The sequence below is a fragment of the Paraburkholderia kirstenboschensis genome (assembly GCF_904848585.1).
GTDB classification, from domain to species: Bacteria; Pseudomonadota; Gammaproteobacteria; order Burkholderiales; family Burkholderiaceae; genus Paraburkholderia; species Paraburkholderia kirstenboschensis.
In genome coordinates this window covers 515,208-540,955 of sequence record NZ_CAJHCR010000002.1, presented here as the reverse complement: position 1 = coordinate 540,955, position 25,748 = coordinate 515,208, and the positions used below count along the sequence as shown (strand labels likewise).

The 25,748-nt window shown below is 63.3% G+C and carries 21 protein-coding genes; 14 read left to right on the top strand and 7 right to left on the bottom strand.

Annotation, left to right across the window (positions count from 1 at the left end):
• Positions 1 to 181 precede the first annotated feature (181 nt).
• From JMY24_RS08985 to JMY24_RS08975, 3 genes are all read left to right on the top strand, one after another.
• Positions 182 to 1,564: an NCS2 family permease gene (locus JMY24_RS08985; protein WP_201701865.1), complete on the top strand. Its 1,383-nt coding sequence runs from the start codon at positions 182 to 184 to the stop codon at positions 1,562 to 1,564.
• Positions 1,565 to 1,815: 251 nt separating this feature from the next.
• Positions 1,816 to 2,241 (top strand): ArsR/SmtB family transcription factor, encoded by a 426-nt coding sequence (locus JMY24_RS08980; RefSeq protein WP_128594781.1) that lies wholly within the window; start codon positions 1,816 to 1,818, stop codon positions 2,239 to 2,241.
• Positions 2,242 to 2,340: 99 nt separating this feature from the next.
• Positions 2,341 to 3,111 carry a DUF899 domain-containing protein gene (locus JMY24_RS08975; protein WP_236597364.1) on the top strand — a complete coding sequence of 257 codons (771 nt, stop codon included), beginning with the start codon at positions 2,341 to 2,343 and terminating at the stop codon, positions 3,109 to 3,111.
• Positions 3,112 to 3,147: 36 nt separating this feature from the next.
• Here JMY24_RS08975 and JMY24_RS08970 read toward each other — a convergent pair whose 3' ends face one another.
• Positions 3,148 to 3,330: a hypothetical protein gene (locus tag JMY24_RS08970; RefSeq protein ID WP_128594783.1), complete on the bottom strand. Its 183-nt coding sequence runs from the start codon at positions 3,328 to 3,330 to the stop codon at positions 3,148 to 3,150.
• A gap of 129 nt (positions 3,331 to 3,459) precedes the next feature.
• Positions 3,460 to 4,371 carry an NAD-dependent epimerase/dehydratase family protein gene (locus tag JMY24_RS08965; RefSeq protein ID WP_128594784.1) on the bottom strand — a complete coding sequence of 304 codons (912 nt, stop codon included), beginning with the start codon at positions 4,369 to 4,371 and terminating at the stop codon, positions 3,460 to 3,462.
• A gap of 105 nt (positions 4,372 to 4,476) precedes the next feature.
• Here JMY24_RS08965 and JMY24_RS08960 point away from each other — a divergent pair, with 105 nt between their 5' ends.
• The 10 genes from JMY24_RS08960 to JMY24_RS08915 all read left to right on the top strand — a co-directional run bounded on the left by JMY24_RS08960 (position 4,477) and on the right by JMY24_RS08915 (position 17,466).
• Positions 4,477 to 5,391 (top strand): LysR family transcriptional regulator, encoded by a 915-nt coding sequence (locus JMY24_RS08960; protein WP_128594785.1) that lies wholly within the window; start codon positions 4,477 to 4,479, stop codon positions 5,389 to 5,391.
• Positions 5,392 to 5,744: 353 nt separating this feature from the next.
• Complete coding sequence (gene hutH / locus JMY24_RS08955) at positions 5,745 to 7,268, top strand: histidine ammonia-lyase (protein ID WP_128594786.1); 1,524 nt, start codon at positions 5,745 to 5,747, stop codon at positions 7,266 to 7,268.
• 92 nt (positions 7,269 to 7,360) lie between these two features.
• On the top strand, positions 7,361 to 8,056 hold the full coding sequence (hutC, locus tag JMY24_RS08950) for a histidine utilization repressor (RefSeq protein WP_087753145.1): 696 nt from the start codon (positions 7,361 to 7,363) through the stop codon (positions 8,054 to 8,056).
• 65 nt (positions 8,057 to 8,121) lie between these two features.
• Complete coding sequence (gene hutU / locus JMY24_RS08945; protein ID WP_128594787.1) at positions 8,122 to 9,810, top strand: urocanate hydratase; 1,689 nt, start codon at positions 8,122 to 8,124, stop codon at positions 9,808 to 9,810.
• A gap of 2 nt (positions 9,811 to 9,812) precedes the next feature.
• The gene (locus JMY24_RS08940; protein ID WP_128594788.1) at positions 9,813 to 10,481 is read left to right on the top strand and encodes a HutD/Ves family protein; all 669 of its coding nucleotides are present in this window, start codon (positions 9,813 to 9,815) and stop codon (positions 10,479 to 10,481) included.
• Positions 10,482 to 10,565: 84 nt separating this feature from the next.
• Entirely contained in the window at positions 10,566 to 11,795 is a 1,230-nt protein-coding gene (gene hutI, locus JMY24_RS08935; protein ID WP_128594789.1) for an imidazolonepropionase, read from the top strand.
• A gap of 15 nt (positions 11,796 to 11,810) precedes the next feature.
• Complete coding sequence (locus tag JMY24_RS08930; protein WP_128594790.1) at positions 11,811 to 13,208, top strand: formimidoylglutamate deiminase; 1,398 nt, start codon at positions 11,811 to 11,813, stop codon at positions 13,206 to 13,208.
• Between the two features lie 66 nt (positions 13,209 to 13,274).
• Positions 13,275 to 14,087: an N-formylglutamate deformylase gene (gene hutG / locus JMY24_RS08925; protein ID WP_128594791.1), complete on the top strand. Its 813-nt coding sequence runs from the start codon at positions 13,275 to 13,277 to the stop codon at positions 14,085 to 14,087.
• Positions 14,088 to 14,850: 763 nt separating this feature from the next.
• Complete coding sequence (locus tag JMY24_RS08920) at positions 14,851 to 15,516, top strand: hypothetical protein (protein ID WP_128585729.1); 666 nt, start codon at positions 14,851 to 14,853, stop codon at positions 15,514 to 15,516.
• Positions 15,517 to 15,540: 24 nt separating this feature from the next.
• Positions 15,541 to 17,466: a DUF3857 domain-containing transglutaminase family protein gene (locus tag JMY24_RS08915; RefSeq protein WP_201701863.1), complete on the top strand. Its 1,926-nt coding sequence runs from the start codon at positions 15,541 to 15,543 to the stop codon at positions 17,464 to 17,466.
• An 8-nt stretch (positions 17,467 to 17,474) separates the two neighbouring features.
• On the opposite strand, the gene JMY24_RS08910 is transcribed toward JMY24_RS08915, so the two are convergent.
• The 5 genes from JMY24_RS08910 to glgC form a co-directional block, all read right to left on the bottom strand.
• Positions 17,475 to 18,626 carry a branched-chain amino acid ABC transporter substrate-binding protein gene (locus JMY24_RS08910; protein WP_128585727.1) on the bottom strand — a complete coding sequence of 384 codons (1,152 nt, stop codon included), beginning with the start codon at positions 18,624 to 18,626 and terminating at the stop codon, positions 17,475 to 17,477.
• 413 nt (positions 18,627 to 19,039) lie between these two features.
• The gene (locus JMY24_RS08905) at positions 19,040 to 19,501 is read right to left on the bottom strand and encodes a hypothetical protein (RefSeq protein WP_128585726.1); all 462 of its coding nucleotides are present in this window, start codon (positions 19,499 to 19,501) and stop codon (positions 19,040 to 19,042) included.
• Positions 19,502 to 19,657: 156 nt separating this feature from the next.
• Positions 19,658 to 20,524 (bottom strand): pyridoxal kinase PdxY, encoded by an 867-nt coding sequence (gene pdxY / locus JMY24_RS08900; protein WP_128594793.1) that lies wholly within the window; start codon positions 20,522 to 20,524, stop codon positions 19,658 to 19,660.
• A 358-nt stretch (positions 20,525 to 20,882) separates the two neighbouring features.
• A complete protein-coding gene (glgA, locus tag JMY24_RS08895; protein ID WP_201701862.1) occupies positions 20,883 to 22,343 on the bottom strand; it encodes a glycogen synthase GlgA in 1,461 nt (486 codons plus the stop codon).
• Between the two features lie 103 nt (positions 22,344 to 22,446).
• The gene (gene glgC, locus JMY24_RS08890; protein ID WP_128589869.1) at positions 22,447 to 23,712 is read right to left on the bottom strand and encodes a glucose-1-phosphate adenylyltransferase; all 1,266 of its coding nucleotides are present in this window, start codon (positions 23,710 to 23,712) and stop codon (positions 22,447 to 22,449) included.
• A gap of 797 nt (positions 23,713 to 24,509) precedes the next feature.
• On the opposite strand from glgC, the gene JMY24_RS08885 reads away from it, so the two are divergent.
• Positions 24,510 to 25,640: an alpha/beta fold hydrolase gene (locus tag JMY24_RS08885; RefSeq protein WP_128594795.1), complete on the top strand. Its 1,131-nt coding sequence runs from the start codon at positions 24,510 to 24,512 to the stop codon at positions 25,638 to 25,640.
• The last annotated feature ends 108 nt before the right edge of the window (positions 25,641 to 25,748 follow it).

The window sequence follows — 25,748 nt, the reverse complement described above, 5'->3', positions numbered from 1 at the left end:
AGAGTCGCGACATGCCCGGCATGCCATTCATGCGATGGGCGATATATTTGGGTTGGCCTACATTTCGAGACAGAAACGAGACACAAAGCGCGCGGCGCACATTAAATCAACGTAAAGAGACGAACCTGATGACGGCCACTTCGACGGCCGTTTCAGCATGCTGATAAAGGAGGCACTCATCATGATGGAACCCCACGCCCAGCCGCTTTCCGAAGCCGGCGCCGAATCATTCGACACAAAGGGCTTTCTCGACCGCTACTTCGAAATTTCATCGCGCGGCAGTTCGCAGCGTCAGGAAATCGTCGCGGGCATCACGACCTTCCTCGCGATGGTCTATTCCGTGTTCGTCGTGCCGGGCATGTTCGGTAAAGCGGGCTTCGATACGAGCGCGGTATTCGTCGCCGTGTGTCTCACGACCGCGTTCGGTTCGTTACTGATGGGTGTGTGGGCGCGCCTGCCGATCGCGATAGGCTGCGCGATTTCGCTGACCGCGTTCACGGCGTTCGGTCTCGTGCTCGGCAAGGGCTTGCATCCAACAGTCGCGCTCGGCGCGGTATTTCTGATGGGTGTCGTGTTCACCGCGATTTCGGTGACGGGCGTGCGTTCGTGGATTCTGCGCAACCTGCCGACGGGCATCGCGCACGGCACGGGCATCGGCATCGGGCTGTTCCTGTTGCTGATCGCCGCCAACGACGTGGGCCTCGTCGTGAAGAATCCAGGCGCCGGTTTGCCGGTCTCGCTCGGCAATATCACCGCACTGCCTGCACTGATGTCGGTCGCGGGGCTCGCCGCGATCTTCGGGCTCGTGCGCCGCCGCGTGCCAGGCTCGATTCTGATCGTGATCGTCGGGATTTCGGCAATTGCACTGCTCGTCGATCCGGCCGTGTCGTTTCATGGCGTATTCGCCGTGCCGTCGTTGAGTGCGCCGGGGCACGAGTCGCTGATCGGTGCGATGGATATAAAGGGCGCGCTGTCGATGGCAGTGTTGCCCAGCGTGCTCGCTCTCGTGATGACCGCCGTGTTCGACGCCACGGGGACGATCCGCGCGGTGGCCGGCCAGGCGGGCCAGCTCGATGCAAACGGCCGCATCATCAACGGTGGCCGCGCGCTGACGGCCGACTCGATCAGCTCGATTTTCTCGGGCCTGCTCGGCGGCGCGCCGGCCGCGGCGTACATCGAATCGACGGTCGGCGTGGCGGCCGGCGCGAAGACCGGCATGGCGGCGGCGGTGGTCGGCCTGCTGTTTCTCGGCGTAATGTTTTTCTCGCCGCTCGCGAGCCTCGTGCCGTCGTACGCGACAGCGCCCGCGCTGATGTATGTCGGGCTGCTGATGCTGTCGAATGTCAGCAAGCTGCATATGGACGACATGGTCGACGCAATGTCGGGTCTCATGTGCGCGGTGTTCATCGTGCTGACCGCAAATATCGTGACCGGCATCATGCTCGGTTTCGCGACGCTCGTGATCGGCCGCGTGGTGAGCGGCGAATACCGCAAGCTGAACGTGGGCACGGTGGCGATTGCGATCGTGCTGGTCGGGTTCTATCTCGGCGGATGGGCGATCTGATTCGCTAAGGATGCGGCGGTGCACTCGCGGCACGCTGATTCATTACCGTAACGCGAGCACGACGGAGTATCCTGGCGTGCCGCGGTTCGAACCGTAGTCGGTTGTTCTCCCCTGACGCGCTGCGTTGCAACGTTCGATCTGCGACGCGCCGCGTTTCTTTTTGTTCTCTGCGTGCGCTGGTTTTCTGCGTGCTCCGCCAAAAGTGCGTACCTGTCCTTGACATTCGCGAGTTCGCTTCTAAACTTAACCTCATGGTTAAGTTTAATGAAACGTTACTCGATCGCACTTTTGCGGCGTTGTCGGACCCCACACGGCGTGCGCTGCTCACGCGTTTGTCCGAAACCGAACTGTCGGTGAGTGAGCTTGCCGAGCCGTTCGCCATGTCCTTGCCGGCGGTGATGAAGCACCTCGACGTTCTCGCGGGGGCCGGCCTCGTCACTCGTAGCAAGAACGGCCGCACGGTCGCGTGCCGCCTTTGCGCGGAGCCGATGGAAGAAGCAATGGCGTGGCTCGGCCGCTACGAGCGCTTCTGGGCCGGATCGCTCGATCGTCTGGCCGCTTTCGTCGAGGAAGACGAAGCGCCGCGCGCGCGAAAGCCGGCTCGCCGCGTCGCTGCACTGTCCACAACCCGGCCGCGCAAATCTTCGCCGTCCCGAAGGAAACGGAGCGACTCGTGACGCGCACTCCGGTTTGCTGTGCGCGAGTCGGCGATGAATTGCATATGCCGCGTATTTACTGCCGTGTATGTCACTGTAAAGGAGCCGCAAATGGAACCGATGCAATCACCAATGCAATCTCAGCAAGACCCGCAACACCGGGTTGGCTCGTGGCAGGAATGGCTGGAGGCGAGCAGGGCGCTGCTGGTGGAAGAAAAAGCGCACATGCGCGCCGGTGACGAACTCGCTCGCAAGCGCCGCGAATTACCGTGGGTGAAGGTGGACAAGACGTATGTGTTCGATACGCCGCAGGGCCGCAAGACACTTGCCGATCTCTTCGACGGGCGCAGTCAGTTGATCGTTTACCACTTCATGCTTGGGCCGGACTGGGAAGAGGGTTGTATTGGCTGTTCATTCCTATCGGATCACATGGTCGGTATCGTCACGCATCTGGAACATCACGATGTGTCGTATGTGACTATCTCGAATGCGCCGCTCGCGAAGATCGAAGCGTTTAGAAAACGCATGGGCTGGACGTTTCCGTGGGTGTCGTCGGACGGAAGCGATTTCAATTTCGACTACCACGTGTCGTTCACGCCCGAACAACTGGCGAGCAAGAAGGCCTTCTATAACTTCACCGAGCAGGACGTCGGCATCGATGAACTACACGGCCACAGCGTCTTCTATAAAGACGCGGACGGCGACGTTTATCACACGTATTCCTGCTATGGCCGCGGCGACGAGCGGTTCATCAATACGTACGCGCATCTGGACGTTACGCCGAAAGGGCGCAATGAAGCGAGCAGTCTTATGGATTGGGTCAAGCACCACGACCGGTATGAAGAGAAGCAAGCGCACTCGGACGGCGGCGGTTGCGCCGCTTGCGGTTAGTGAATCTGCAAGAGGGGCGAGTGGAGCGCCGCGCGCCTACAGCGCCATGTCGAACGCGGGCTTGAGAAAGAGCTCGATCGCCATTACGGCGAGACCCATCAAGGCCGCCGACAGCGTCAACGTGCCGTATTCGTCGTAGCGTGCATCGTAAAGGCACGCCACGACGAACAGGATCGCCAGCAGGTTGGTCAGCCAGTCGAAATTCAACGCCATGGTCATCGATCAAATCCGGGCTCGTGTGCGGCTCGAGCATCGAGCCGCGCGGGTCAGATGAGCAGGATTTTATCGAGCCGAGCTTACGGATTTGCAACGCCGGTGCTTACACAAATTACGAAGAAAACCGCGAGCTTACGCCGCAGGCCCGGACATCATCTCGTGCTCGATCCAGTCGATCACCGACGTGCGCCTGGGCTGCCAGCCCAACAGCTCGCGTGCGCGCTCGCCGCGTACGCGGCTATTCGAACCGAGCCCGTACGAAGCCATTTCGTAGCCCCATTCCTTTTGCGCTTCTTCGAGCGGCCAGTCTTGCGGCTCGCCGAGCTTCATCGCGCGCGCGATGGCCGCGCTCATCTCGCGGAACGACGCTTCGCCGCTTTCGACGAAGTAGAACGTGCCGGCCGGGCTTTTCTCCAGCGCGAGACGATAGAGTTCCGCGACGTCGTCGATATGCACGTTCGACCACGTGTTGCCGCCGCTGCCCACGTGTCGCACCACGCCGCTCTTTTGCGCCTGTCGCACGAGGCGCGGCAACTGCACGCTCGCGCTGCCCGCTACCGCGCCGTGGCCGTAGATCAGCGTATTGCATAGCACCGCCGAGCGGATGTTCTGCTGCGCGGCTTCGAGGACCCGGCGGTCGATCGCGACGCGCGCGGCCTTGTCGGCGGTCGGCTCCGGCAGAGCGTCTTCGTGATAGATGCGCGCTTCGGCCGCTTCGCCGCCGGATGCGTCGCCGACGATACTCGAACCGCTCGTGTGCAAGAACGGTTTGCCCGAGCCCGAGAGTCCTTCGATCAACGCGCTCACCGCGCCTTCGTGATCGCTGCTGGCGGCATTGATGACGGCGTCGGCGGCTTGCGCCTCGGCAATCAGCAACGCGCGGTCGTCGAGCGTGCCGATAACCGGCTCGATGCCGAGCCGTTTGAGTTCGTCGCTATGTTCGGGCTTGCGGATCAGACCACGCACCTGATGACCGGCGCGCACGAGATGCGCCGCAATCGAACCGCCGATAAAACCGCCCGCGCCTGTAATGAAAATCTTCAAGAGCTTCTCCTGAGTGGAAACACGATGACAGGCAAGCAGTATCCGCCGTCTTGATTCTCGCAAAAAGCGTGTTAGTCTCAAATCAATCTTGACTGTGAATCAACAATGAAAACCTCAACCGACGAGTTGCTGGTGTTCGTCACCGTAATCGACAGCGGCTCGATCACGGCGGCTGCGGAAAAGCTCGGGCAGACCGTGTCGGGCGTGAGCCGCGCCCTCACGCGCCTCGAAAAGAAGCTCGACACGGCGCTGGTGAGGCGCACGACACGCCGTTTGCAATTGACCGAAGAGGGCGAAAGCTTCCTGCAGCGCGCTCGCGCCATTCTCGACGCCATGGAAGAAGCCGAGGAGTCCGTCACGCGAAAGCGCCGCAGGCCTTCGGGGCGCTTGCGCGTCGACGCGGCGTCGCCGTTCATGCTTCACTGCATTGCCCCGCATATGACGGCGTTTTCCGAGCTTTATCCCGAGATCCGGCTGGAGTTGACGAGCAACGAGCGGATCGTCGATCTGCTGGAGCAGAAGGTGGATATCGCAATCCGGATTGGCGCGTTGCAGGACTCCACGCTGCATGCTCGCGCGCTCGGCAGCAGCAAACTGCGCGTGGTCGCGAGTCCCGCGTATCTGGCTGAGCACGGCGAACCCAAAACGGTCGACGCGTTAGGCGCGCATCGGCTGATCGGATTCACCGCGCCGGAGCATCTGAACCGCTGGCCGTTGCGGGAGCGCAGCAAAGGTAAGGGCAAGGGCAGCGGCAACGCAGAGCCATTGAAAATCGAACCGGCTATCACCGCATCGAGCGGCGAGACCTTAAGGCAACTCGCGCTGTCGGGCTGGGGTATCGCGTGCCTCGCTGAGTTCATGATAGCCGCCGATATCCGCGAGGCTCGCCTCGTGCCGATTCTCGGCAATGTGCTTCTCGACGAGCGCCAGCCGGTCAGCGCGGTGTATTACCAGAGCGCGTCGCTCGCCGGACGTGTGCAGTGTTTTCTGGATTTCATGGCGGCAAGAGTGCGGTTGTAGCGGCGCATTGCGACTCACCGCTCCTGACGGAAGCCCGCGGCTCGCATGAGTCGGCGGGCTTCGTTGCGTTATGAGCTGATGTTTCTCCAGCCGGCTCCTTAACGCAGGCGATGTTTTTGTCCGCTTGGCGACCTGGTTTTTGAACGTGTATATACAAGTTGGCGGTGAACGGGGCGCACCTGGTTTGTTCCGCCCGGCATCGGGCGCTGCAGCAAGCGGAGACCGCACCGCGTTGTGATGCGGCGCAGAAGGCCTTAGTGGAAAGCCCTGGTCTCCGAAGCATTAAAAACAAGTTGTATATACAAGACGGCGCAGCTAGACTTCTCTCAAATTGTATAGACAGGACAACAACCATGATGACTCTGAAGCCCGGCCACCTGACTCTCCCGCAACTGCGCCAGATCGCCCGCGAACACGTGCCGCTGCGACTCGATCCCGCGAGCCACGCGGCCATCGACGCATGTGCGAAAGCGGTAGCGGACATCGCCGCGAAGGGCGAGCCTGCGTATGGCATCAACACGGGCTTCGGGCGTCTCGCCAGCACGCATATCCCGCATGACCAGCTCGAACTGCTGCAACGCAATCTGGTGTTGTCGCACGCGGTCGGCGTGGGTGAGCCGATGTCGCGCCCGGTCGTGCGCCTGTTGATCGCGTTGAAGTTGTCGAGCCTCGGCCGCGGCCATTCCGGCATTCGCCGCGAAGTCATGGAAGCGCTGATCACGCTCTACAACGCCGACGTGTTGCCGGTAATTCCGGTGAAGGGTTCGGTCGGCGCATCGGGCGACCTTGCGCCGCTCGCGCATATGTCGGCGGTTCTGCTCGGCGTGGGGGAAGTGTTCGCGAAGGGCGAACGCCTGCCGGCCACCGAAGGCCTGTCACTGGTCGGTCTGAAGCCGCTCACGTTGCAAGCGAAGGAAGGCCTCGCGCTGCTGAACGGCACGCAGGCGTCGACTGCGCTCGCGCTCTACAACATGTTCGCGATCGAAGACCTGTATCGCACTGCGCTGGTGGCGGGCGCGTTGTCGGTCGATGCGGCGGCCGGTTCGGTCAAGCCGTTCGACGCGCGCATTCACGAATTGCGCGGGCATCAAGGCCAGATCGACGCGGCATCGGCATATCGCTCACTGCTGCAAGGCTCGGGCATCAACGTGTCGCACGCCGATTGCGACAAGGTGCAAGACCCGTACAGCCTGCGCTGCCAGCCGCAAGTAATGGGCGCATGTCTCGACCAGATGCGTCACGCCGCCGACGTGCTGCTGCTCGAAGCCAATGCCGTGTCCGACAATCCGCTGATTTTCCCTGACACCGGTGAAGTGCTGTCCGGCGGCAACTTCCATGCGGAGCCGGTGGCATTCGCCGCGGACAATCTCGCGCTCGCCGCCGCGGAAATCGGCGCATTGGCCGAACGCCGCATCGCGTTGCTGATCGACGCGACGCTGTCGGGCCTGCCGCCGTTCCTCGTGCGCGACGGCGGCGTGAACTCCGGCTTCATGATCGCCCATGTGACGGCTGCCGCGCTGGCATCGGAAAACAAGACACTCGCGCATCCGGCCTCCGTCGATTCGCTGCCCACGTCCGCGAACCAGGAAGATCACGTTTCGATGGCCACGTTCGCTGCGCGCAAGCTTGGCGACATCGCCGAAAACACGGCCAACATTCTGTCGATCGAATTGCTCGCCGCCGCGCAAGGTGTGGACCTGCGCGCGCCGCACAAGACAAGCCCGAGTTTGCAGAAAGCGATGGACGTGGTGCGAAAGGACGTCGCGCATTACGAGCTCGATCACTACTTCGCGCCGGACATCGCGGCCGTTACGCGTCTCGTGCAGAACGGCACGATCGCGAAGCTGAGCCCGTTTTCCTTCGTGTCCGAACAGTAAGCGAATCCGTGCGGGGCCTCGTGCAACTGAGCGCCTCTAAGCGCCCCAGGTGCACCTGAGCGCCCCGATCGGACCATGAGACCCAGCAGCCAATGAACGCACCCGCATATCAGGGCATCAAGGACTTCATCCTCGCGCGCATTCACGCGGGCGAATGGGGCGAAGGCGACCAGGTGCCCTCCGAGAACGAGCTTGCACGCGAATTCAACGTCGCTCGCATGACGGTGAACCGCGCGCTGCGCGAGTTGACCTCGGAGCAGGTGCTTACGCGTGTGCAAGGCTCGGGCACTTTCGTGGCGCGTCCCAAGTACGAATCTACGCTGGTGGCGATCCGCAGTATTTCCGACGAAATCGTCGCACGCGGTCATCGTTATCAGGCGAAGGTGTTGCACATTGGCGCGAGCATCGCCGATGCGGCGCTCGCTGAAGAAATGCAGGTGAGCGCGGGTAGTCCGATATTTTATTCGCGTGTGCTTCATTTCGAAAACGACGAGCCGGTGCAGCTCGAAGAGCGCTGGGTCAATCCGGCTGTCGCACCCGAATATGCGTTGCAGGATTTCACGAACACCACGCCGAACCAGTATCTCGTGCGGGTCGCGCCGTTGCAGCGCGTCGAGTATCGCATCGAGGCATTGGCGGCGGACGGCGACACCCGCGAGCTTCTGACCATGGACGAACTCGAGCCTTGCCTCGTGCTGCATCGGCGAACGTGGTCGCAAAGCCAGGTCGCTTCGATCGCGAATCTGTGGCATCCGGGCAGCCGTTACCGTTTCACCGGACACTTCTGATTTTCGCTTTTCCCTGATTTTTCCCTGACATTTCCCGATCATCTTCAGGCATTCCGAGGGCCACCATGAACAACCCGAAACACATCGACCCGCGTCTTGATCCCACTCGCACGATCCGCGCGCCCCGTGGTGCAGAGAAGACCTGCAAGACCTGGATCGCGGAAGCCGCGTACCGGATGATCCAGAATAATCTGGACCCCGAAGTAGCCGAGCATCCTCACGCGCTCGTGGTGTATGGCGGCATCGGCCGTGCGGCGCGCAACTGGGATTGCTTCGACCAGATCCTTACTTCGCTCAAGGATCTGAACGAAGACGAGACGCTGCTGATTCAATCGGGTAAGCCTGTCGGCGTTTTCCGCACGCATGCCGACGCACCGCGCGTGCTGCTCGCGAATTCGAACCTGGTCCCGCATTGGGCGACGTGGGAGCATTTTCACGAACTCGATCGCAAGGGCCTGATGATGTACGGCCAGATGACGGCGGGCAGCTGGATCTACATCGGTAGCCAGGGCATCGTGCAGGGTACGTACGAGACGTTCTTCTCGGTGGCCAACCAGCATTTCAACGGCGATCCGGCGGGCCGCTGGATCCTGACGGGCGGTCTGGGCGGCATGGGTGGCGCGCAGCCGCTCGCCGCGACGATGGCCGGCTTCTCGATGATCGCAGTCGAATGCGACGAGACGCGCATCGACTTCCGTCTGAAGACCCGTTACGTGGACAAGAAAGCGAAGACGCTCGACGAAGCGCTCGCCATGCTCGAAGAAGCGAAGCAGGCGGGCAAGGCCGTGTCTATCGGTTTGCTCGGCAACGCCGCCGACGTGTTCGCCGATTGCGTGACGCGCGGCATCACGCCGGACTGCGTGACCGATCAGACGAGCGCGCACGATCCGATTCACGGCTACCTGCCGCAAGGCTGGAAGCTCGAAGACTGGCGCGAGCGTCAGAAGACCGCGCCGGATTCGATCGTCGTCCCGGCAAAGCAGTCTATGGCCAAGCAGGTGCAAGCCATGTTGACGCTGCAGGAACGCGGTGCCGCCACGCTCGATTACGGCAACAACATTCGTCAGATGGCGCTCGAAATGGGCGTGAAAAACGCCTTCGATTTTCCGGGCTTCGTGCCGGCGTACATCCGCCCGCTGTTCTGCGAAGGCAAGGGGCCGTTCCGCTGGGTCGCGCTGTCTGGCGATCCCGAGGACATCTATAAGACGGACGCGAAGGTCAAGGAACTCATTCCGGACGATCCGCATCTGCATAACTGGCTCGACATGGCGCGCGAACGCATCGCGTTCCAGGGATTGCCGGCGCGTATCTGCTGGGTCGGCGTGAAGGATCGTTACCGTTTGGGCCAGGCGTTCAACGAGATGGTGAAGAGCGGCGAACTGAAGGCGCCGATCGTCATCGGCCGCGATCACCTCGATACCGGTTCGGTGGCGAGCCCGAATCGCGAGACCGAGTCGATGAAAGACGGCTCGGACGCAGTCAGCGACTGGCCGTTGCTCAACGCGTTGCTGAATACGGCAGGCGGCGCGTCGTGGGTGTCGCTGCATCATGGCGGCGGTGTCGGCATGGGCTTCAGCCAGCATTCGGGCGTCGTGATCGTCGCGGACGGCACAGACGCCGCGAAAGAACGCCTCGGCCGCGTGTTGTTCAACGATCCGGCGACGGGCGTGATGCGTCACGCGGACGCGGGCTATGAACTCGCGCAGCAAACGGCGCGCGAAGCGGGCCTCAATCTGCCGATGCTGGGCCGCTGAGCATGACGTCTGCGGACAGCACAGGCGCTGTGGCGAGCGGCTCGGCGCGCGCCGTTACGTTGATCCGTGGCGCGGAGCTCGTAGCCGTACGGTGGAAAAACGGCGGCGGGCTCACGCGCGAAGTGACGGCGTTTCCTGCGGACGCGGGGCTCGACACGTTCGTGTGGCGCGTGAGTGTGGCGGATGTCGCGCAAGCGGGGCCGTTCTCGCGATTCGCGGGCATCGATCGCACGCTCGTGCTGTTGTCCGGCGCGGGCATGTTGCTCGATGAAGCCCAACCGGACCACACGGTGAAGACCCACGCGTTGACACGGCCGCTCGATATCGCGCGCTTCAGCGGTGAGACGGCGATCGACGCGCGGCTCGTCGACGGTGCGACGCGCGACTTCAACCTGATGGTGCGTCGCGAGTCGGCGCAGGGCGAGCTCGAAGTGTGGCGCGCGGCCCAGCACGAGACGCAGCACGAACGAACGTTGTCCGCCGACGTCGTGCTGCTCTACTGCGCAAATGGACCGCTTGCCGTCACGTTAGCCGACGCGCACGGCAACGCACACGCGCAGTGGCTGCAAACTGGCGACGCGTTGCGCATCGACACGCCGAATGCGCTGCCATGCAACATGGAAGGCGCGGGCGCGCTGCTCGCAATCAGCATCCGCTACACGCAACGATGACCATGGTTCGCGCGTGCGTGACGTCGCACGGCAGCGCATGCGCGGGAACCTCCATACACACGCAACGAGCTGCAAGAGCACGCGATGAAGCAAACCGTCTGGCATCAACTGAACTTGTGCCCTCAGGGCGATCCCGAACATACGCTGCCCGATGCCGCGATAGCGGTTGAAGACGGCAACATCGTGTGGCTCGGCGCGGCCGCCGGATTGCCCGCGGAATACGCGGCGTGGCCGCGCGAAAATCTGCATGGCGCGTGGGTGACGCCGGGGCTCGTCGAATGCCACACGCATCTTGTGTACGGCGGGCAACGTGCCGATGAATTCGCGCAGCGCCTCGCGGGCGTCAGCTATGAAGAGATTGCGCGGCAGGGCGGCGGCATCGTTTCCACGGTGCGCGCAACGCGTGCCGCGACCGAAGAAGAGTTGTTCCGGCAATCGGCCGCGCGACTCGAACCCTTGCTTACCGAAGGCGTGACGGCTGTCGAAATCAAATCCGGTTACGGACTGGATCTGGACAGCGAGCGCAAGATGTTACGCGTCGCACGCCAGCTGGGCGAACGTTATCCGGTGACGGTGTACACGACGTTCCTCGGCGCGCACGCATTGCCGCCCGAATTCGCGGGCCGCGCCGACGCGTATATCGACGAAGTCTGCAACAACATGCTACCCGCGCTCGCAGACGAAGGTCTGGTCGACGCGGTCGACGTGTTTTGCGAGCGCATAGGCTTTTCGCTCGAGCAGAGCGAGCGCGTGTTCAACGCCGCCGCGCGCTACAAGCTGCCGGTAAAAATGCATGCCGAGCAGTTGTCCAACGGCGGCGGCACGGCGCTCGCGGCGCGCCATCGGGCGCTGTCCGCGGATCACCTGGAGTTTCTCGACGAAGCCGGCGTCGCCGCAATGAAAGAAGCCGGCACGGTGGCCGTGTTGCTGCCGGGCGCGTATTACTTCATTCGCGAGACGCAGTTGCCGCCGCTCGATCTGCTACGGCGTTACGAGGTGCCAATTGCCATTTCCACCGACAGCAATCCCGGTACTTCACCCACCACCTCGTTGCTGCTGATGATGAACATGGCGAGCACGCTGTTCCGCATGACCGTGCCCGAAGTACTGAAGGGCGTGACCTCGCATGCGGCGCGCGCGCTCGGCAAGGCGGACCGGCACGGCTCGCTGGAAGCAGGCCGCGCGGCCGACTTCGCGGTATGGTCGGTCGATTCGCTCGCGGAATTGGCTTACTGGATTGGGCGTCCGTTGTGCGCGCGGGTCGTGCGCGCGGGCGAGACGGTTTATCGCCCTTCGATACGCGGCGCGAATTGAGGCAGGACCTGAGATATGACACAAGCAAAACAATCGCTATTCGCTGAGCACGCGTACCTGCCGGGCGGCTGGCGCCGCGACGTACTGCTGGAATGGGACGTCAACGGCATGCTGACGAGGGTCGAGCCCGACACGCGCGACGTGCCTGCGTCCGTGGGCAGAGCGGCGGGCCCGATAATGCCTGGCATGCCGAATCTTCATTCGCATGCGTTTCAGCGCGCAATGGCCGGCCTTACCGAATATCGCGCGGCATCGGCTACAGGCGCCATCGACAACTTCTGGAGCTGGCGCGATCTGATGTATCGCTTTGCCGCGCGTATCACGCCCGAGGGGCTGGCTAGCGTCGCGCAATGGCTCTACATCGAGATGCTGAAGGCGGGCTACACGTCGGTGTGCGAGTTCCATTACGTGCATCACACGCCGGACGGCGGCCGTTATGGCAACCCGGCGGAACTCGCGCAACGCGTGGTGGATGCCGCATCGGCGAGCGGCATCGGCATGACGATGTTGCCGGTGCTCTATCAATACAGCGGCTTTGGCGCGCGCGCGCCGCGCGACGACCAGCGGCGCTTCATCAATACGCCCGGGAGCCTGCTCGAACTGCTCGACGCATTGCGCGCCGCGCGGCCTGAAAATGCGGCGCTGCGCTACGGTGTGGCGCCGCACTCGTTGCGCGCCGTCTCGGAGCAATCGTTGCGCGAGCTGCTCGGCGGGCTGGACGGCAGTGCGCCGGTTCACATCCATATCGCGGAACAGACTGCCGAAGTCGAAGCCTGCGTGGAAACGGAGGGCGCGCGTCCGGTCCAATGGCTGCTGGAGCGTTTCGACGTCGACAGCCGGTGGTGCCTCGTCCACGCCACGCATGTCGATGCCAACGAGACGCTTGCGCTCGCGAAGAGCGGCGCAGTGGCCGGTTTGTGTTTGACCACCGAAGCGAATCTCGGCGACGGCCTTTTCCCCGCGCAGGAGTATCTCGACGCGAAAGGACGCATTGGCGTCGGCTCGGACAGTCATATCGGCGTGGACTGGCGCGCGGAATTGCGCCTGCTCGAATACGGGCAGCGTTTGACGCGCCGGCAGCGCAACGTGCTCGCGTCCGCGCAAACGCCGTATGTGGCAGACCGTCTTTTCGATGCGGCGCTCGAAGGCGGCGCGCACGCAACGGGTCGCGCGACGGGCTCATTGCAAGCGGGCCATCGTGCGGACTGGCTGGTGCTCGACCCGAATCATGCGAGCATTGCCGAGCATGCGCCGAACGCGTGGCTCTCGGGCGTTGTATTCTGCGAGCATGGCGAGACGCCCATCCGCGATGTGTATGCAGGCGGCGACAAGGTAGTCGACAATCGCCGGCATCGAGACGAAGAGGGCGCTTACGCGCGCTATCGCGTGGCGCTCGCCGACCTGCTCAAATGATGTAAAGCAGCGCATCGTGCATTGCGTGCCTGCGTTACTGCAAAGATCCTGCGAAAGAGAACTGACATGACTGCTTCGAATACTCCGCCGGTTTTCACGCTGCATCGAGGAAGCCTGCCGTTGCTGATCTCGATCCCGCATGTGGGCACCCAGATACCCGCCGACATCGCCGCGACGATGACCCCCGTGGCGGTTCGCACCGACGACTGCGACTGGCATCTCGACCGGCTCTATGCGTTTGCGAAACGCATGGGCGCGTCGATTCTCGCACCCACTTACGCGCGCTATGTGATCGATCTGAACCGCCCGCCTGACGGAGCGAACCTCTATCCGGGCCAGGATACAACGGGACTCTTGCCCGTCGATACTTTTGACAAGGAGCCGTTGTACCTGGAAGGCCATCTGCCGGACGAGGCCGAAGTGGCCCGCCGTCGTGATGCATACTGGATGCCATATCACGACGCTCTGGCGGGCGAACTTGCCGCGCTCAAAGCGCAACATGGCAAGGCGCTGCTATGGGAGGCGCATTCGATCCGCTCACATGTACCGCGTTTCTTCGAGGGACGCTTGCCGGATTTCAATTTCGGCACTTCGAACGGCGCAAGCGCGGTGGCGGGTTTGGGCGAGGAACTGGCGGCTGTGGTCGAGCGACATGGCGACTATTCGGCTGTCGCCAATGGGCGCTTCAAGGGCGGCTACATCACACGGCATTATGGTCAGCCTTCGCAAGGCGTGCACGGGGTGCAGTTGGAGTTGTCGCAGATCACCTATATGCAGGAACAGCCGCCTTACGCGTACGATGAAGCGCTTGCGGCGGAGGTCGAGCCGCTGCTCGAGCGACTGGTCGCGACGGCGCTGGAGCGTGTCAAGGCCGTTTGACCGCGACCTCGCAACCCTGTTGTTTTTTCATACCTCTTCCATCAATTCCACGCGGTTCGCGGAGCTGCCGTAAATCTCGCACAGCTCCCTCGCGTCGGCTCACACCGCGAAGGTGTAACAGCGTGTGTCCGCGATTGCGCGCCGCGCCTTTCGCGCACAACGTATGGCGTTATGGGCGTCCGCATCTCACGTATCCGTTGGCACCGCGCGAGTCGGTCGATAAAAAAAGCCCCGCAAGTAGCGGGGCCTTGCGATGCGCGCGACGCACGGCGTTCGCGGCGGCCGTCGTTTCCCTCGATGTGAGGGCAACGATTAGCGGCAGTGGCGTTCCCAGTGATGATGCACGTGCACCTTATGGCACACCTGGTGGTGATGATGCTCATAAGCTTGTGCGGGAGCGATTGCGCTGAGAGCAGCGGCGGCTGCGGCAATGGCCAGAACAATTTTCTTCATTACAAAACCCTTAATCAGTGTTGGGAAACTCGCAGTGCAGCACGACCTATGCCGCACGGTTCGCAAGCATGCCACATCGGCGCGCGGGGCGGAGGAACGTCGTCCCGATGCAACGTGTCGAATAGAGCGGCGAAGGGCGCAAATGGCTATGTGCATTGAGGTTGAGCGACGCGAGCAGAGTCGATGCATGGCCTCGTGTGCGACCGAGTGCGCCGCTTGCCAGTGAGGCCCTGCAACGGCTACCCTTTCAAAACGATGACGCTCGCAACGGCGTCGTCTTTACATCGGGCAAAAGATGGAAGACCCAGCGATGGAAGATTCCGACGAATTGCTGCTCCCGGTCTGGCGCGCGAATCTCGTGCTGTTGACGCGCGAGGTCGGGGCGGCCAGTCGCCTCGCACGCATGATGACTTTCTCCGCGAGCTATCTGAAGTTGATGTTGTCCGGCCAGCGCGAATTCAGCGAGGAGTTCGTGCGTGGCATAGAAGCGGTGACGGGTTTGCCGAATGGCTGGATGAATACGCCACACACCGAAGCCGAGATCCCGGCCAACGCGCGCGAGGCGATTGACAACGAGCAGCCCCTCGCGCGCTTTCGCGGCACCGCGCATCCCGTGCGGAAGAAGACCGTGCTGCGGCCGCCTGAGCCGATTTTTGGCCAGGCGTCGCCTGCCAGGCGCGTCGAGGACGAAAGCATCGACGCCGAAGCGCATCGGCGCCAGGCGTATTTTCGCAAGGTCCGTGAACTCGCGGTACAAGAGGTTCGGCGCTTCGAGCGGCATATCGTGCATGCGCCGGTTGAACTCGCGTCGTTGCGATCGAGAGTGGAAGACGTGATCGCCGCCGCCGATGCGGACGATCCGATCCAGGCGGATCTTGCCGGGCGGCTCGAACAGATCGAGAAGCATCGGCATCTGCTGCTCAGGCATGTCGAGAGACTGCAGGCCTTGCTCGGGCAGCTTGGCGAAGGTGATTGAGCGGCGGCGCGGAGAACATTATTCATGACGCGCTACAGGGCGTGCCTGCGGATCGCCGCCGCGTTCGCATTGTGCGCGGCAGCCGCCACCGCGTTTGCTGAAGGCACGCTATCGGTATCGGACCCATCCGGCGACGAGCGTGCGCCCTACACGACTGAGCGCGACGTCCATCTCTTCACGATCCAGAAAGACGGTTCGATCGAGGAACACGACGACAGCGTATTGCGCGCGAACACGACGAGCGGCGTCGACGACATCGCGCAACGCTATGTGTGGTTCAACAAGGACATCGAGCAGGTTCAATTGCTCGCGGCCGAAACGATCGACGCCGATGGCGCGACGCACACGGTCGGTCCCGAAGCGATCCGCGACATTCAGGAGCCGCGCTCGGCGGGCGCGCCGAGCTTTCAGGACGGCGTGTTGCGCACGGTGATTTTCCCGGGCGTGGAGCCTGGTTCCCGCGTGCATCTCACGTTTCGCAAGACGCGCGCAAAGCCGTTGCAGGCGGGCACCTTCGCCTACCTCGTAGAACCGACGAGCGAACCCGTCGAGGAACAGCGCCTGATCTTCGATCTTCCCGCCGACGTGCCGCTTTACGCCGACGCGCGCGGCTATACCGCGTTGCCGCCGGTCACGGCGAACGGCCGCACACGCTATGAATTCGAATACCGGCACGGGCCGTATGCGCGGCTGGAGGCGGGCGCGGTCGGCTACGCGAATTGGGGCGATCGTCTGATGGTGTCGACCGTGCCCGACTTCGCGAGCTTCGCCGCACGTTACCGCGGACCCGCGGCCGACCCCACCTTCAACGATCCGGCAATCGTGCAGCTTGCGCAGTCGCTCACCGCGCGTGCCGCCGATCCGCGCGAGAAGGCGCACATCCTTTACGACTGGGTACGCATGAATGTCCGCTACGTCGCGCTTTTTCTGGGCGAGACGGCGGCGATTCCGCACAAGGCGGTTGACATCCTTCGTAACCGTTATGGCGACTGCAAGGACCACGTCGCGCTTTATAGCGCGTTGCTGGCCGCCGTCGGCATTCGCAGCGAGGCCGTGCTGCTCAATCTCGGGCCCTACTACAGCTTGCCGGACGTGCCGGGCTATGGCGCGAGCGCGATCAATCACGCGATCGTATGGATTCCTGATCTATCGCTGTACGCGGACACGACGGCGGGCGGCGTGGGCTTCGGTTATCTGCCGGCGGCGGTGATGGACAGGCCGGTGCTGCTGGTCGGCGAAGGCGTGCTGTCGCGCACGCCGGCCGCACAGGCGCGCGAGCGGCGCGCGCGCGTGCAGATCGACGTCGACGAAAGCGGCACCGCGGACTACGCGTACCGGGTCGAAGACGCGGGCTTTACCGCCGAGATCGAACGCAACGTCTTTCGACGCGCGTCGCGCCAGCGCACGCAACAGATTGCCGGCAACCGTCTGTTGCAGACCGGCCTGCATGGCACCGCGCAGTTACGTACCGGCGAAGTTGCGGTAACCGACGGGCCGTTCGCGACGTGGATGCAAGGCAAGGTCGAGCACTTCGTATGGACCGACGGCACGACGGCAATGCCCACGCTCACGAGCTTCTCCGGCGGCATGGGCTCGCAGGTGCAGGCGTGGCTTGCGGAGCCGGTGCGCACGCAGCCGTGGGCGTGCATCGGGGGGGACTTCGACGAGACACTGGAAATCACGCTGCCGCGCTTCGCAAAGGTGACCGACACGCCCGCCGATACCGACGTGCAGAACCGGTATCTGACTTTCTCGTCGCGCTATGTGTTCGACCGAGGAGCGCGCGTGTTGCAGATCAGGCGGCAACTGCACGCCGCCTTCGGACACCAGATGTGCACCCCCGCAGAGTTTGCCGCGATCAACGACGATCTCGTGCGGATCGAGCGCGACCTCGACGCGCAAATCGTCGTCAAGGCCGCGAGGCTGGCGGGGGCCGCGAGCGCGAAGTAGCGCCGCGCTCAGGAGCCGCTCTTGGTCACGACCGGAACCCACGCGCCGTTCTTGACCTGATAGAGCGTCGACGCGCCGCTTTTCAGCGCGCCGGTGTTGTCGAACGAAATCTTGCCGGTCACGCCTTCGAAGTCGATCGCCTTGAGAGCCGGCCGGTAATCGGCGGGCGAAGTCGATTTGGCCTGCTGCATGGCCTTGATGGCGGCCCACGCGCCGTCATAGCCGAACGGCGCATACGACAGGATCTCGCCGCCAAAGCGCTTCTTGAACTTCGCGGAGAAGTCCTTGCCGCCCGGCAGTTGCGCGAGCGGGCGGCCGTATTCCCAGGCCATTACGCCTTCGGCCGAGTCGCCCGCAAGCTTGATGAACTCGGGGTCCTCCACGCCGCCGCCGCCCACCAGTTGCGCCGTCACGCCGAGTTGCTTCATGCGCCTCGCGAAACCCGCTGCCTGCGTGTCGAGCCCACCGAAGAAAATCAGGTCCGCGTTCGCCGCCTTGATCTTGGTGATCTGCGTGCTGAAGTCGACCGCGTGATTGTCGGTGTATTCGCGCGCGACGATGTTGCCGCCATGCGCCTTGACGGCCTTCTCGAACTCGTCGGCTTCGCCCTGGCCGAATGCGGTGCGGTCGTCGATGATCGCAATGCGTTTCGCCTTCGTCACCTCGACCGCGTATACGCCTGCGTTGCCGGCATTTTGCGCGTCCGTGGAGATCACCATGAAGGTGTTCGCGAAGCCGCGGCCGGTAATGATCGGGTTCGTCGCGGCGGGGTCGATCACCGGAATGCCGGCCTGCTCATAGACCTGCGAGGCGGGAATCGTCGTGCCCGAGTTGAAGTGGCCGACCACCACCGAAACGCCCGCATCCACCAGCTTCTGCGCGACCTGCACGCCGATGCGCGGGTCCGCCTGGTCGTCCTGCGAGACGATCTGGAACTGCGCGACCTTGTCGCCGATCTTGAGCTTCTGCGCGTTGGCTTCCTCGATAGCGAGCCGCACACCGTTCTCGAGATCCTTGCCGTAGCCGGCGTTGGCCCCGGTCATGGGCGCGGCGAAACCGATCTTGACCGGCAGGTCGTCGGCGAAACTGGCGAGCGGCGCCGCTGCGATCATGGCGCCAACGAACAAAGCAAGCGGTTTGAGCGTGTTGTTAAGACTCATGGTCTCTCCTTACTTCGACAGTTCCAGGTTATGAAAGCGGCAAGGCTGCGACGCGGGTCCTGCGTGCAACGAGAGACTAAGGAAAATGGCTCGCGATACACAATGCTGGAATACGCGCACTCGCGTTTGCACGCTGGTCATGTGCGGCGAATATAGAAAGCCAATATGCCGCCGTCTTGGCAGTTCGCTGCGCTTTGAATGAGAATTTCGGCATAAGCCGCGCGCGCGTGGGCGGGCCGCATGCCGGGGGGCGGGGCGGGGATGCGGATTACCGCACATGCTTCAAGCAACGTACAGGGGGACGTTTAAGGCATGTGCGGGCGTGATGCCGCGTCTGGGCGGCAAGGAATGGCAGTAAGCAAAGAGCAATGCAATGCAACGCAATGCTTGCGCCCGGAGCGACGCGCCGGTTTCTAGCGCTCGCCTTGCTGGCGCATCACTTCTTCGCGCAGACGCAAGAGCGGCGCCTTGGTTTCGTCGTCAGCCCATGTGTCGAGGTCGTCGATCGCGCGCTGGCAGCCGTCGAGCACGAGGTCGAGATCCACCGGCACGCCGTTGTTCAGCGCGAATTCGATGGTCTCGGCAAACTGCTGGCACTCGTCCTCGCCGTAGGAGATGTCGAGGTTGTCGGCGATTACTTCGGCAATGTTGCTGCGCGCCTTGTCGTCGGGCGTCACCATGTCGATGATGCCGCGCGCCACCGCCGGTGAGTAGTAGAGCGCGATGTCGAGCCACTGCGTGGGATCGAAGTCGGCCTGGTCGAACTGGTTCTCGAAGAACTCGATGGCTTCCTGTTCGTGCACCTCGTCCGCGTCGACGCTGATGCACAACTGCTCAAAATACTCTTCCCGCTCGCTGCGGATATAACCGTCCATCGATGCCTCGTCTGCTGAATGCCGGGTGCCTGAAAGTTTGCCGCGCGCGTGAGTCGTTGCTTCCCGCACGCGGCACGCATTATAGGACGACCGGCAGGCCGCCAAGGTTCCGTGCGGCGCACGGCGCCGCGTTGCCGCCCGCGGCAAGCGAAGCCGCTATGCGGTCTCCGCCACCCACGCGTCGAACCACTCGCGGGGCTGCGCGATTTCGTTCTGCGCGGCCACCAGTTCGAGCTCGTAGCGCCCGGCTTGCCAGGTCAGCTTGACGACGGCGTTGACCGCCGCGAGCGTGTGCTCGAACGCCGCGCGAATCGTATCGCCCAGCAGCGTGCGTGCGACGAACACTGCGCTCGTCAGATCGCCGACGCCAACCGGTTGCCGCGCGAACGGATAGAGCGGGCGCTGGCCCATCCACGCTTCGCGTTCGGTGACGACCAGCATGTTGAAGCGGTTGGCGGGACTGTTGCGGTCGAGCAGATGTTTGACCAGCACGAGCTTCGGCCCGCGCGCGATGATCTCGCGGCACGCGGTGACGGCTTCTTCGAGTGTCTCGATCTCGCGGCCCACGAGCCGCTGCAACTCCGTATGGTTCGGCGCCATCGCGTCGGCCATCTCCGGCATGGTGTTCACGAGAAATTCCTGGATGCCCGGCTCGACCTTGCAGCCGCTCGCGGCGCCCATTACCGGATCGCAGAAGTACCACGCACGCGGATTAGCGGCCTTAACGGCCTTGACGATTTCCAGTACCGATTGCGCCTGCTCCGGCGTGCCGAGGTAACCCGAGAGCACGGCGTCGCAGCGCGGCAGCATGCCGATTGCGCCGATGCCTTCGGCGAGCTCTTCCATCTGCGCGGCATTGATCGCCGTGCCGGTCCAATGGCCGTACTGCGTGTGGTTCGAGAACTGCACCGTGTTCAGTGGCCACACGTTCACGCCAAGCCTGCGCATCGGGAACACGGCGGCGCTGTTACCCGCGTGCCCGAAAACGACATGTGACTGGATGCTCAGAACGTTCTTCGTCATGGTATGGCTCGCGCAGCCGTTCGTGCGCGATCGGTGAAAACGGGAGGAATGCGCGGTGACGGTGTTTCGGCATGAGCCGAATGCCTCGCGCGCAGCACTGCTTCAGACGACGCAAGAATAATGCTCGGTTTGCATCGTCAGGAAACAATACATGAGTTTGCCGCAAGGCAGTTGATCCGTCCCCGTGTTGTTGCGCCGAACCATCACCAAAGATGCGCGGCGCCGCGCTGTTTGCGGCCGGGCAACTCAGGCGGGCGCCAACTCAGGCAAGCACCAACTCAGGCAGGCACCAACTCAGGCAGGCACCAACTCAGGCAGGCACCAACTCAGGCAGGCACGAACTCAGGCGGGCGCCAACTCAGACAAGCTCGCGATACAGCGCCAGGTAGCGGTCCGCGGAAGCGCCCCAGCCGAAGTCCTGGCGCATCGCGCGCCGCTGCGCCGCTTTCCATTCGGTGCGCCGGCCATAGAGCGCGAACGCCCGGCGAATCGCGGCGGTAAGACCGCGCGGCTGGAAGTGCTCGAAGACGAAACCGGTGGCGAGATCTTCGACGAGATTTTCCAGCGATGCGTCCACCACGGTGTCCGCGAGACCGCCGACGGAATGCACGAGCGGCAGCGAACCGTAGGCAAGCGCGTAGAGCTGCGTCAGCCCGCAGGGCTCGAAACGCGACGGCACGGCGACCACGTCGCTGCCCGCGATGATCGTATGTGCGAGCTGTTCGTCGAAGCCAAGCTCCACCGCGACCGATTCGGGATGCGTCTGCGCGACGCGTTTCAGGCCGTTCTCGAGCGCCGGGTCGCCGGTGCCGAACACGACCAGCTGCCCGCCGCGTTTGACGATCTCCGGTACGGTTTCGAGCAGCAGGTCGAGGCCTTTTTGCTCGGTGAGGCGGCTCACCACGCCGAACAGCAGCGCGTCGGTTTTCTGCGCGAGACCGAAGCGTTTTTGCAACGCCTCCTTGCACGCCAGTTTCCCGGCGAGCCGCGTGGCGGTGTAGCGATTTTCGAGGAGCGCGTCGCTGGCCGGGTTCCACACCGTATAGTCGACGCCGTTCAGAATGCCGCACAGGTCGTGCGAGCGGTTGCGTAAAAGAGCGTCGAGTCCGCCGCCTTGAGCGAGCGTCTGAATTTCGCGGGCGTAGGTCGGGCTCACGGTCGTGATGCGGTCGCTGTAGTAAAGCCCTGCCTTCAGAAACGACAGCTGCCCATAGAATTCGACGCCGTACATGCTGAAGAAATCGTCGGGCAGGCCGAGCTGGCCGAACTGGTGCGCGGGAAAAACGCCCTGGTACGCGAGGTTGTGCACCGTAAAGACGCTGCGCGCCGGTGCCCGGCCATGCTGCCGTTCGGCCGCCTTCAGATAGGCGGCGGCGAGTCCAGCATGCCAGTCGTGCGCGTGGACGATTTGCGGCGACCAGGCCGGGTCGAGCTGTTGCGCGAGTTGCGCGGCGACCCAGCCGAGCAGCGCGAAGCGCTGTGCGTTGTCGCCGTACGGCACGTGCTCGTCGTTCAGATAGGGGTTGCCGGGCCGGTCGTACAGCGTCGCGGCGCGGATCATGTAGACGATAAGTCCGTTCGACGGGAGCGTGCCCTGTTCGAGCGTGACGCCCGGCGCACCGAAACGGCGGCCCAGTTGCGCGACCGGACGCACGTCGCGCAAGCCGGCAGCCACCGAGGGAAAGCCGGGCAGCAGCACGCGGACGTCGGCGCCGCGCTCGACCAGCGCGGACGGCAATGCGCCCGCGACGTCGGCGAGACCGCCTGTTTTCAGGAGGGGATACAGCTCGCTTGCGACGTGCAGGGCGCGAATCGTCATAGGCTCGGTCTCGTTCCTTGAATGATGGCCGGGGAATGCTCGCAATACTGGCCGCGCGCCGCGCCGGGCGAAGCCACGGCAAGCGGCGCGTAGCCGGTGGGACTCAGGTCGGGTCCTGCCGCAGCGCTTCAGGCGTGACTAGGACGACGCCGTCGTCGGTGCGATAGAAACGTTCGGCGTCGGCTACCGGATCTTCGCCGATCACCGTGCCGTCCGGGATCGCGCAGCCGCGGTCCACGACCACTTTCTGCAAGCGGCAACTCGCGCCGACCGTGACCTGCGGCAACAAGACTGCCTCATTGATGTTACAGAACGAACTCACTTTCACATTCGACGACAACACCGAGCGCGAAATCTGCGAACCGGAGATCACGCAGCCGCCGCATGCGAGCAGATTGTTGCCGGAACCTTGCAGACCCTTCAGGTCACGCACGAACTTGGCGGGCGGCAATTGTTCCTGATATGTCCAGATCGGCCAGCTGCGGTCATAAAGGTCGAGCGTCGGGATCGTGGAAGCGAGATCGAGATTGGCGGCCCAATAGGCGTCGATGGTGCCGACGTCGCGCCAGTACGGCTCCACGTTCGGGTCCGACGATACGCACGACATGCCGAACGGATGCGCGATCGCCGTGCCTTGCGTGACGACGCGCGGCAGGATGTCCTTGCCGAAGTCGTGATCGGTATCCACGGTCGAGATGTTTTCCTCCAGCAGCGAGTACAGGTAGTCGGCGTTGAACACGTAAATGCCCATGCTCGCCAATGCGGTGTCGGGGCGGCCAGGTATTGCGGGCGGGTCGGCGGGTTTTTCCACGAAGCCGATCACGCGGCGGTTTTCGTCGACGGCCATCACGCCGAAGGCCACCGCGTCCATGCGCGGCACCTCGATGCAGCCGACCGTGCAATCCGCGCCGCTATCGGCGTGATCCGCGATCATGCGCGTGTAGTCCATCTTGTAGATGTGATCGCCCGCCAGCACGACCACGTACTTGGGGCGGATGGAGCGGATGATGTCGAGGTTCTGGAACACCGCGTCGGCGGTGCCGCGATACCAGTGCGCGCCTTCCACGCGCTGCTGCGCGGGCCACAGATCGATGAATTCGCCGAACTCGCCGCGCAGGAAACTCCAGCCGCGCTGCAGATGGCGCAACAGCGAGTGGGCCTTGTACTGCGTGACGACGGCGATGCGCCGGATGCCTGAGTTCAGACAATTCGACAGCGCGAAGTCGATGATCCTGTACTTGCCGCCGAAATGCACTGCCGGTTTGACGCGCTTGTTGGTCAGCGGTCCGAGCCGCGTGCCTCGTCCGCCGGCGAGGACGATGGCGAGGGTGGTGCGTTGAAGGTCGTTCAGCCGTGCCGGAGTATCCATGTCCGTCTCCTGTGTCGACCGGAGTTAGCGCTTTAGCGCTTACTCCGGTCCCATGCAGTTTTATCGCGGTCGACCGGAGTTGGCGCTTTAGCGCTTACTCCGGTCCCATGCAGTTTTATCGCGGTCGACCGGAGTTGGCGCTTTAGCGCTTGCTCCGGTCCCATGCAGTTTTATCGCGGTCGACCGGGGTTGGCGCTTTAGCGCCTACTCCGGTCCCATGCAGTTTTATCGCGGTCGACCGGAGTTGGCGGTTTAGCGCTTCCTCCGGTCCCATGCAGTTTTATCGCGGTCGACCGAAGTTGGCGCTTCAGCGTCTACTCTGGCCCACCCGGTTTGCTAGCAATGGACCAAACTTCGCGCTTCGGCGTACTCCAGTCACATGCCCGTCCTCTTTACGGCGCCATGCAATCCGTTGCTGGTTACTATTCCCCGCTGATGCCGGTCGCCCGGCTCTGCATATCCAATCCCACTGCCGGGCCGCTGCGCTGGCGAGCCCGTCCCGTAGTTCTAGCACCGAATCGCCTCGCGCGGGCGACGTTTGTCGTGCGCTAGCCGCCTCGCGCCCAACTGCGAACGATCGACCGTTGCGCGCCTGTGCTCCGTGCGCCACGACACATAGCCGGCGAGGTTCGGCGCGCAATATGCGTGCCACTTAGCGGCACGCTACGACGCGGCTGGTGTTGTGTGCGCCGCTGCGCGGCTGCGAGAGGCGTCGTAGAATCGTCGGCGGCCGGTGAGCAAGCCTGTGAGTGCTTGCGGCGGGCCGTGAACGCACTTCCAACCATGCAAAAATATCGATGACCTCTCGCCGCCTTTCCTTGCTTGCCACGTTGAGCGCCGCCATGTTCTGCGTTGCACCGGTCGCGGTACGTGCCGCTTCCGCCGCATCCCCGGATAGTCCGGCGACGGCGCCGTCCGTTACTTCGCAAGCCGCGCCGGCCAGCGTTGCAAGCGAGCCCGCTCAGCCGGTCGGCAATGACGGCCCAGCCTATGGACCTGAGTTGGAGGGCTTCAACTATCCCGCGCCGGTTGAGCAATACGAGTTCACTTCGCAAGGCGTTGCGCTGCATATGGCGTATATGGACGTCAAACCGGCGCACGCGAACGGTCGCACGGCAGTGCTTCTGCACGGCAAGAACTTCTGCGCGGCGACATGGGGCACGACGATTCATCGTCTGAGCGACGCCGGCTATCGCGTGATCGCGCCGGACCAGATCGGCTTTTGCAAGTCGAGCAAGCCGGAGCATTACCAGTACAGTTTTCAGCAACTGGCGCGCAACACGCATGCGCTGCTCGAATCGCTGGGCGTGAAGGACGCGACCATCATCGGTCATTCGACCGGCGGCATGCTTGCCGTGCGTTATGCGCTCATGTATCCGCGCGAGACGCAGCAACTGGTGCTCGCCAATCCGATCGGGCTCGAAGACTGGAAGGCGAAGGGCGTGCCGTCGCTGTCGGTGGATCAGTGGTACCAGCGCGAGTTGAAGACCACCGCCGACGGCATTCGCCGCTACGAGCAGTCGACCTATTACGCGGGCCAATGGCGCGCGGACTACGAACCGTGGGTGCAGATGCTCGCCGGCATGTACCGGGGGCCGGGTAAGCAGATCGTCGCGTGGAATTCGGCATTGCTTTACGACATGATCTACACGCAGCCTGTTGTTTATGAACTCGGCCAGTTGCAGATGCCAACGCTGCTGCTGATCGGCCAGAAGGACACCACCGCCATCGGCAAGGACGCGGCGCCGCCCGAGGTACGTGCGAAGATCGGCCACTATCCCGAGCTGGGCAAAGCAGCGGCGAAAGCGATTCCGCATGCGACACTGGTTGAATTCGCCGACTTGGGCCATGCGCCGCAGATGCAGGACCCGCAGGCGTTCCATAAGGCGCTGCTCGACGGAATGGCGGCGGTGCAGGCGAACCGTTGAGCTAGTAGAGACTGGAGCGGATCGAACCGCTCAGAAGAAGAACACGAGAAAGAAGGCGAAAAAAGAAGGGCGGTCGCGTATGCGCCGCCCTTTTTTCATCCCGTTGCG

What these genes read in the sequence shown, in the direction of transcription:
- hutU (WP_128594787.1), top strand. Translation starts at nt 8,122, where the DNA reads ATGAACAACCCGAAACACATCGACCCGCGTCTTGATCCCACTCGCACG.
- hutI (WP_128594789.1), top strand. Translation starts at nt 10,566, where the DNA reads ATGAAGCAAACCGTCTGGCATCAACTGAACTTGTGCCCTCAGGGCGAT.
- JMY24_RS08980 (WP_128594781.1), top strand. Translation starts at nt 1,816, where the DNA reads ATGGTTAAGTTTAATGAAACGTTACTCGATCGCACTTTTGCGGCGTTG.
- hutH (WP_128594786.1), top strand. Translation starts at nt 5,745, where the DNA reads ATGATGACTCTGAAGCCCGGCCACCTGACTCTCCCGCAACTGCGCCAG.
- pdxY (WP_128594793.1), bottom strand. Translation starts at nt 20,524, where the DNA reads ATGACGAAGAACGTTCTGAGCATCCAGTCACATGTCGTTTTCGGGCAC.
- hutG (WP_128594791.1), top strand. Translation starts at nt 13,275, where the DNA reads ATGACTGCTTCGAATACTCCGCCGGTTTTCACGCTGCATCGAGGAAGC.
- JMY24_RS08960 (WP_128594785.1), top strand. Translation starts at nt 4,477, where the DNA reads ATGAAAACCTCAACCGACGAGTTGCTGGTGTTCGTCACCGTAATCGAC.
- JMY24_RS08920 (WP_128585729.1), top strand. Translation starts at nt 14,851, where the DNA reads ATGGAAGATTCCGACGAATTGCTGCTCCCGGTCTGGCGCGCGAATCTC.
- JMY24_RS08910 (WP_128585727.1), bottom strand. Translation starts at nt 18,626, where the DNA reads ATGAGTCTTAACAACACGCTCAAACCGCTTGCTTTGTTCGTTGGCGCC.
- glgC (WP_128589869.1), bottom strand. Translation starts at nt 23,712, where the DNA reads ATGGATACTCCGGCACGGCTGAACGACCTTCAACGCACCACCCTCGCC.
- JMY24_RS08940 (WP_128594788.1), top strand. Translation starts at nt 9,813, where the DNA reads ATGACGTCTGCGGACAGCACAGGCGCTGTGGCGAGCGGCTCGGCGCGC.
- JMY24_RS08985 (WP_201701865.1), top strand. Translation starts at nt 182, where the DNA reads ATGATGGAACCCCACGCCCAGCCGCTTTCCGAAGCCGGCGCCGAATCA.
- JMY24_RS08970 (WP_128594783.1), bottom strand. Translation starts at nt 3,330, where the DNA reads ATGACCATGGCGTTGAATTTCGACTGGCTGACCAACCTGCTGGCGATC.
- glgA (WP_201701862.1), bottom strand. Translation starts at nt 22,343, where the DNA reads ATGACGATTCGCGCCCTGCACGTCGCAAGCGAGCTGTATCCCCTCCTG.
- JMY24_RS08930 (WP_128594790.1), top strand. Translation starts at nt 11,811, where the DNA reads ATGACACAAGCAAAACAATCGCTATTCGCTGAGCACGCGTACCTGCCG.
- JMY24_RS08905 (WP_128585726.1), bottom strand. Translation starts at nt 19,501, where the DNA reads ATGGACGGTTATATCCGCAGCGAGCGGGAAGAGTATTTTGAGCAGTTG.
- hutC (WP_087753145.1), top strand. Translation starts at nt 7,361, where the DNA reads ATGAACGCACCCGCATATCAGGGCATCAAGGACTTCATCCTCGCGCGC.
- JMY24_RS08885 (WP_128594795.1), top strand. Translation starts at nt 24,510, where the DNA reads ATGACCTCTCGCCGCCTTTCCTTGCTTGCCACGTTGAGCGCCGCCATG.
- JMY24_RS08915 (WP_201701863.1), top strand. Translation starts at nt 15,541, where the DNA reads ATGACGCGCTACAGGGCGTGCCTGCGGATCGCCGCCGCGTTCGCATTG.
- JMY24_RS08975 (WP_236597364.1), top strand. Translation starts at nt 2,341, where the DNA reads ATGCAATCACCAATGCAATCTCAGCAAGACCCGCAACACCGGGTTGGC.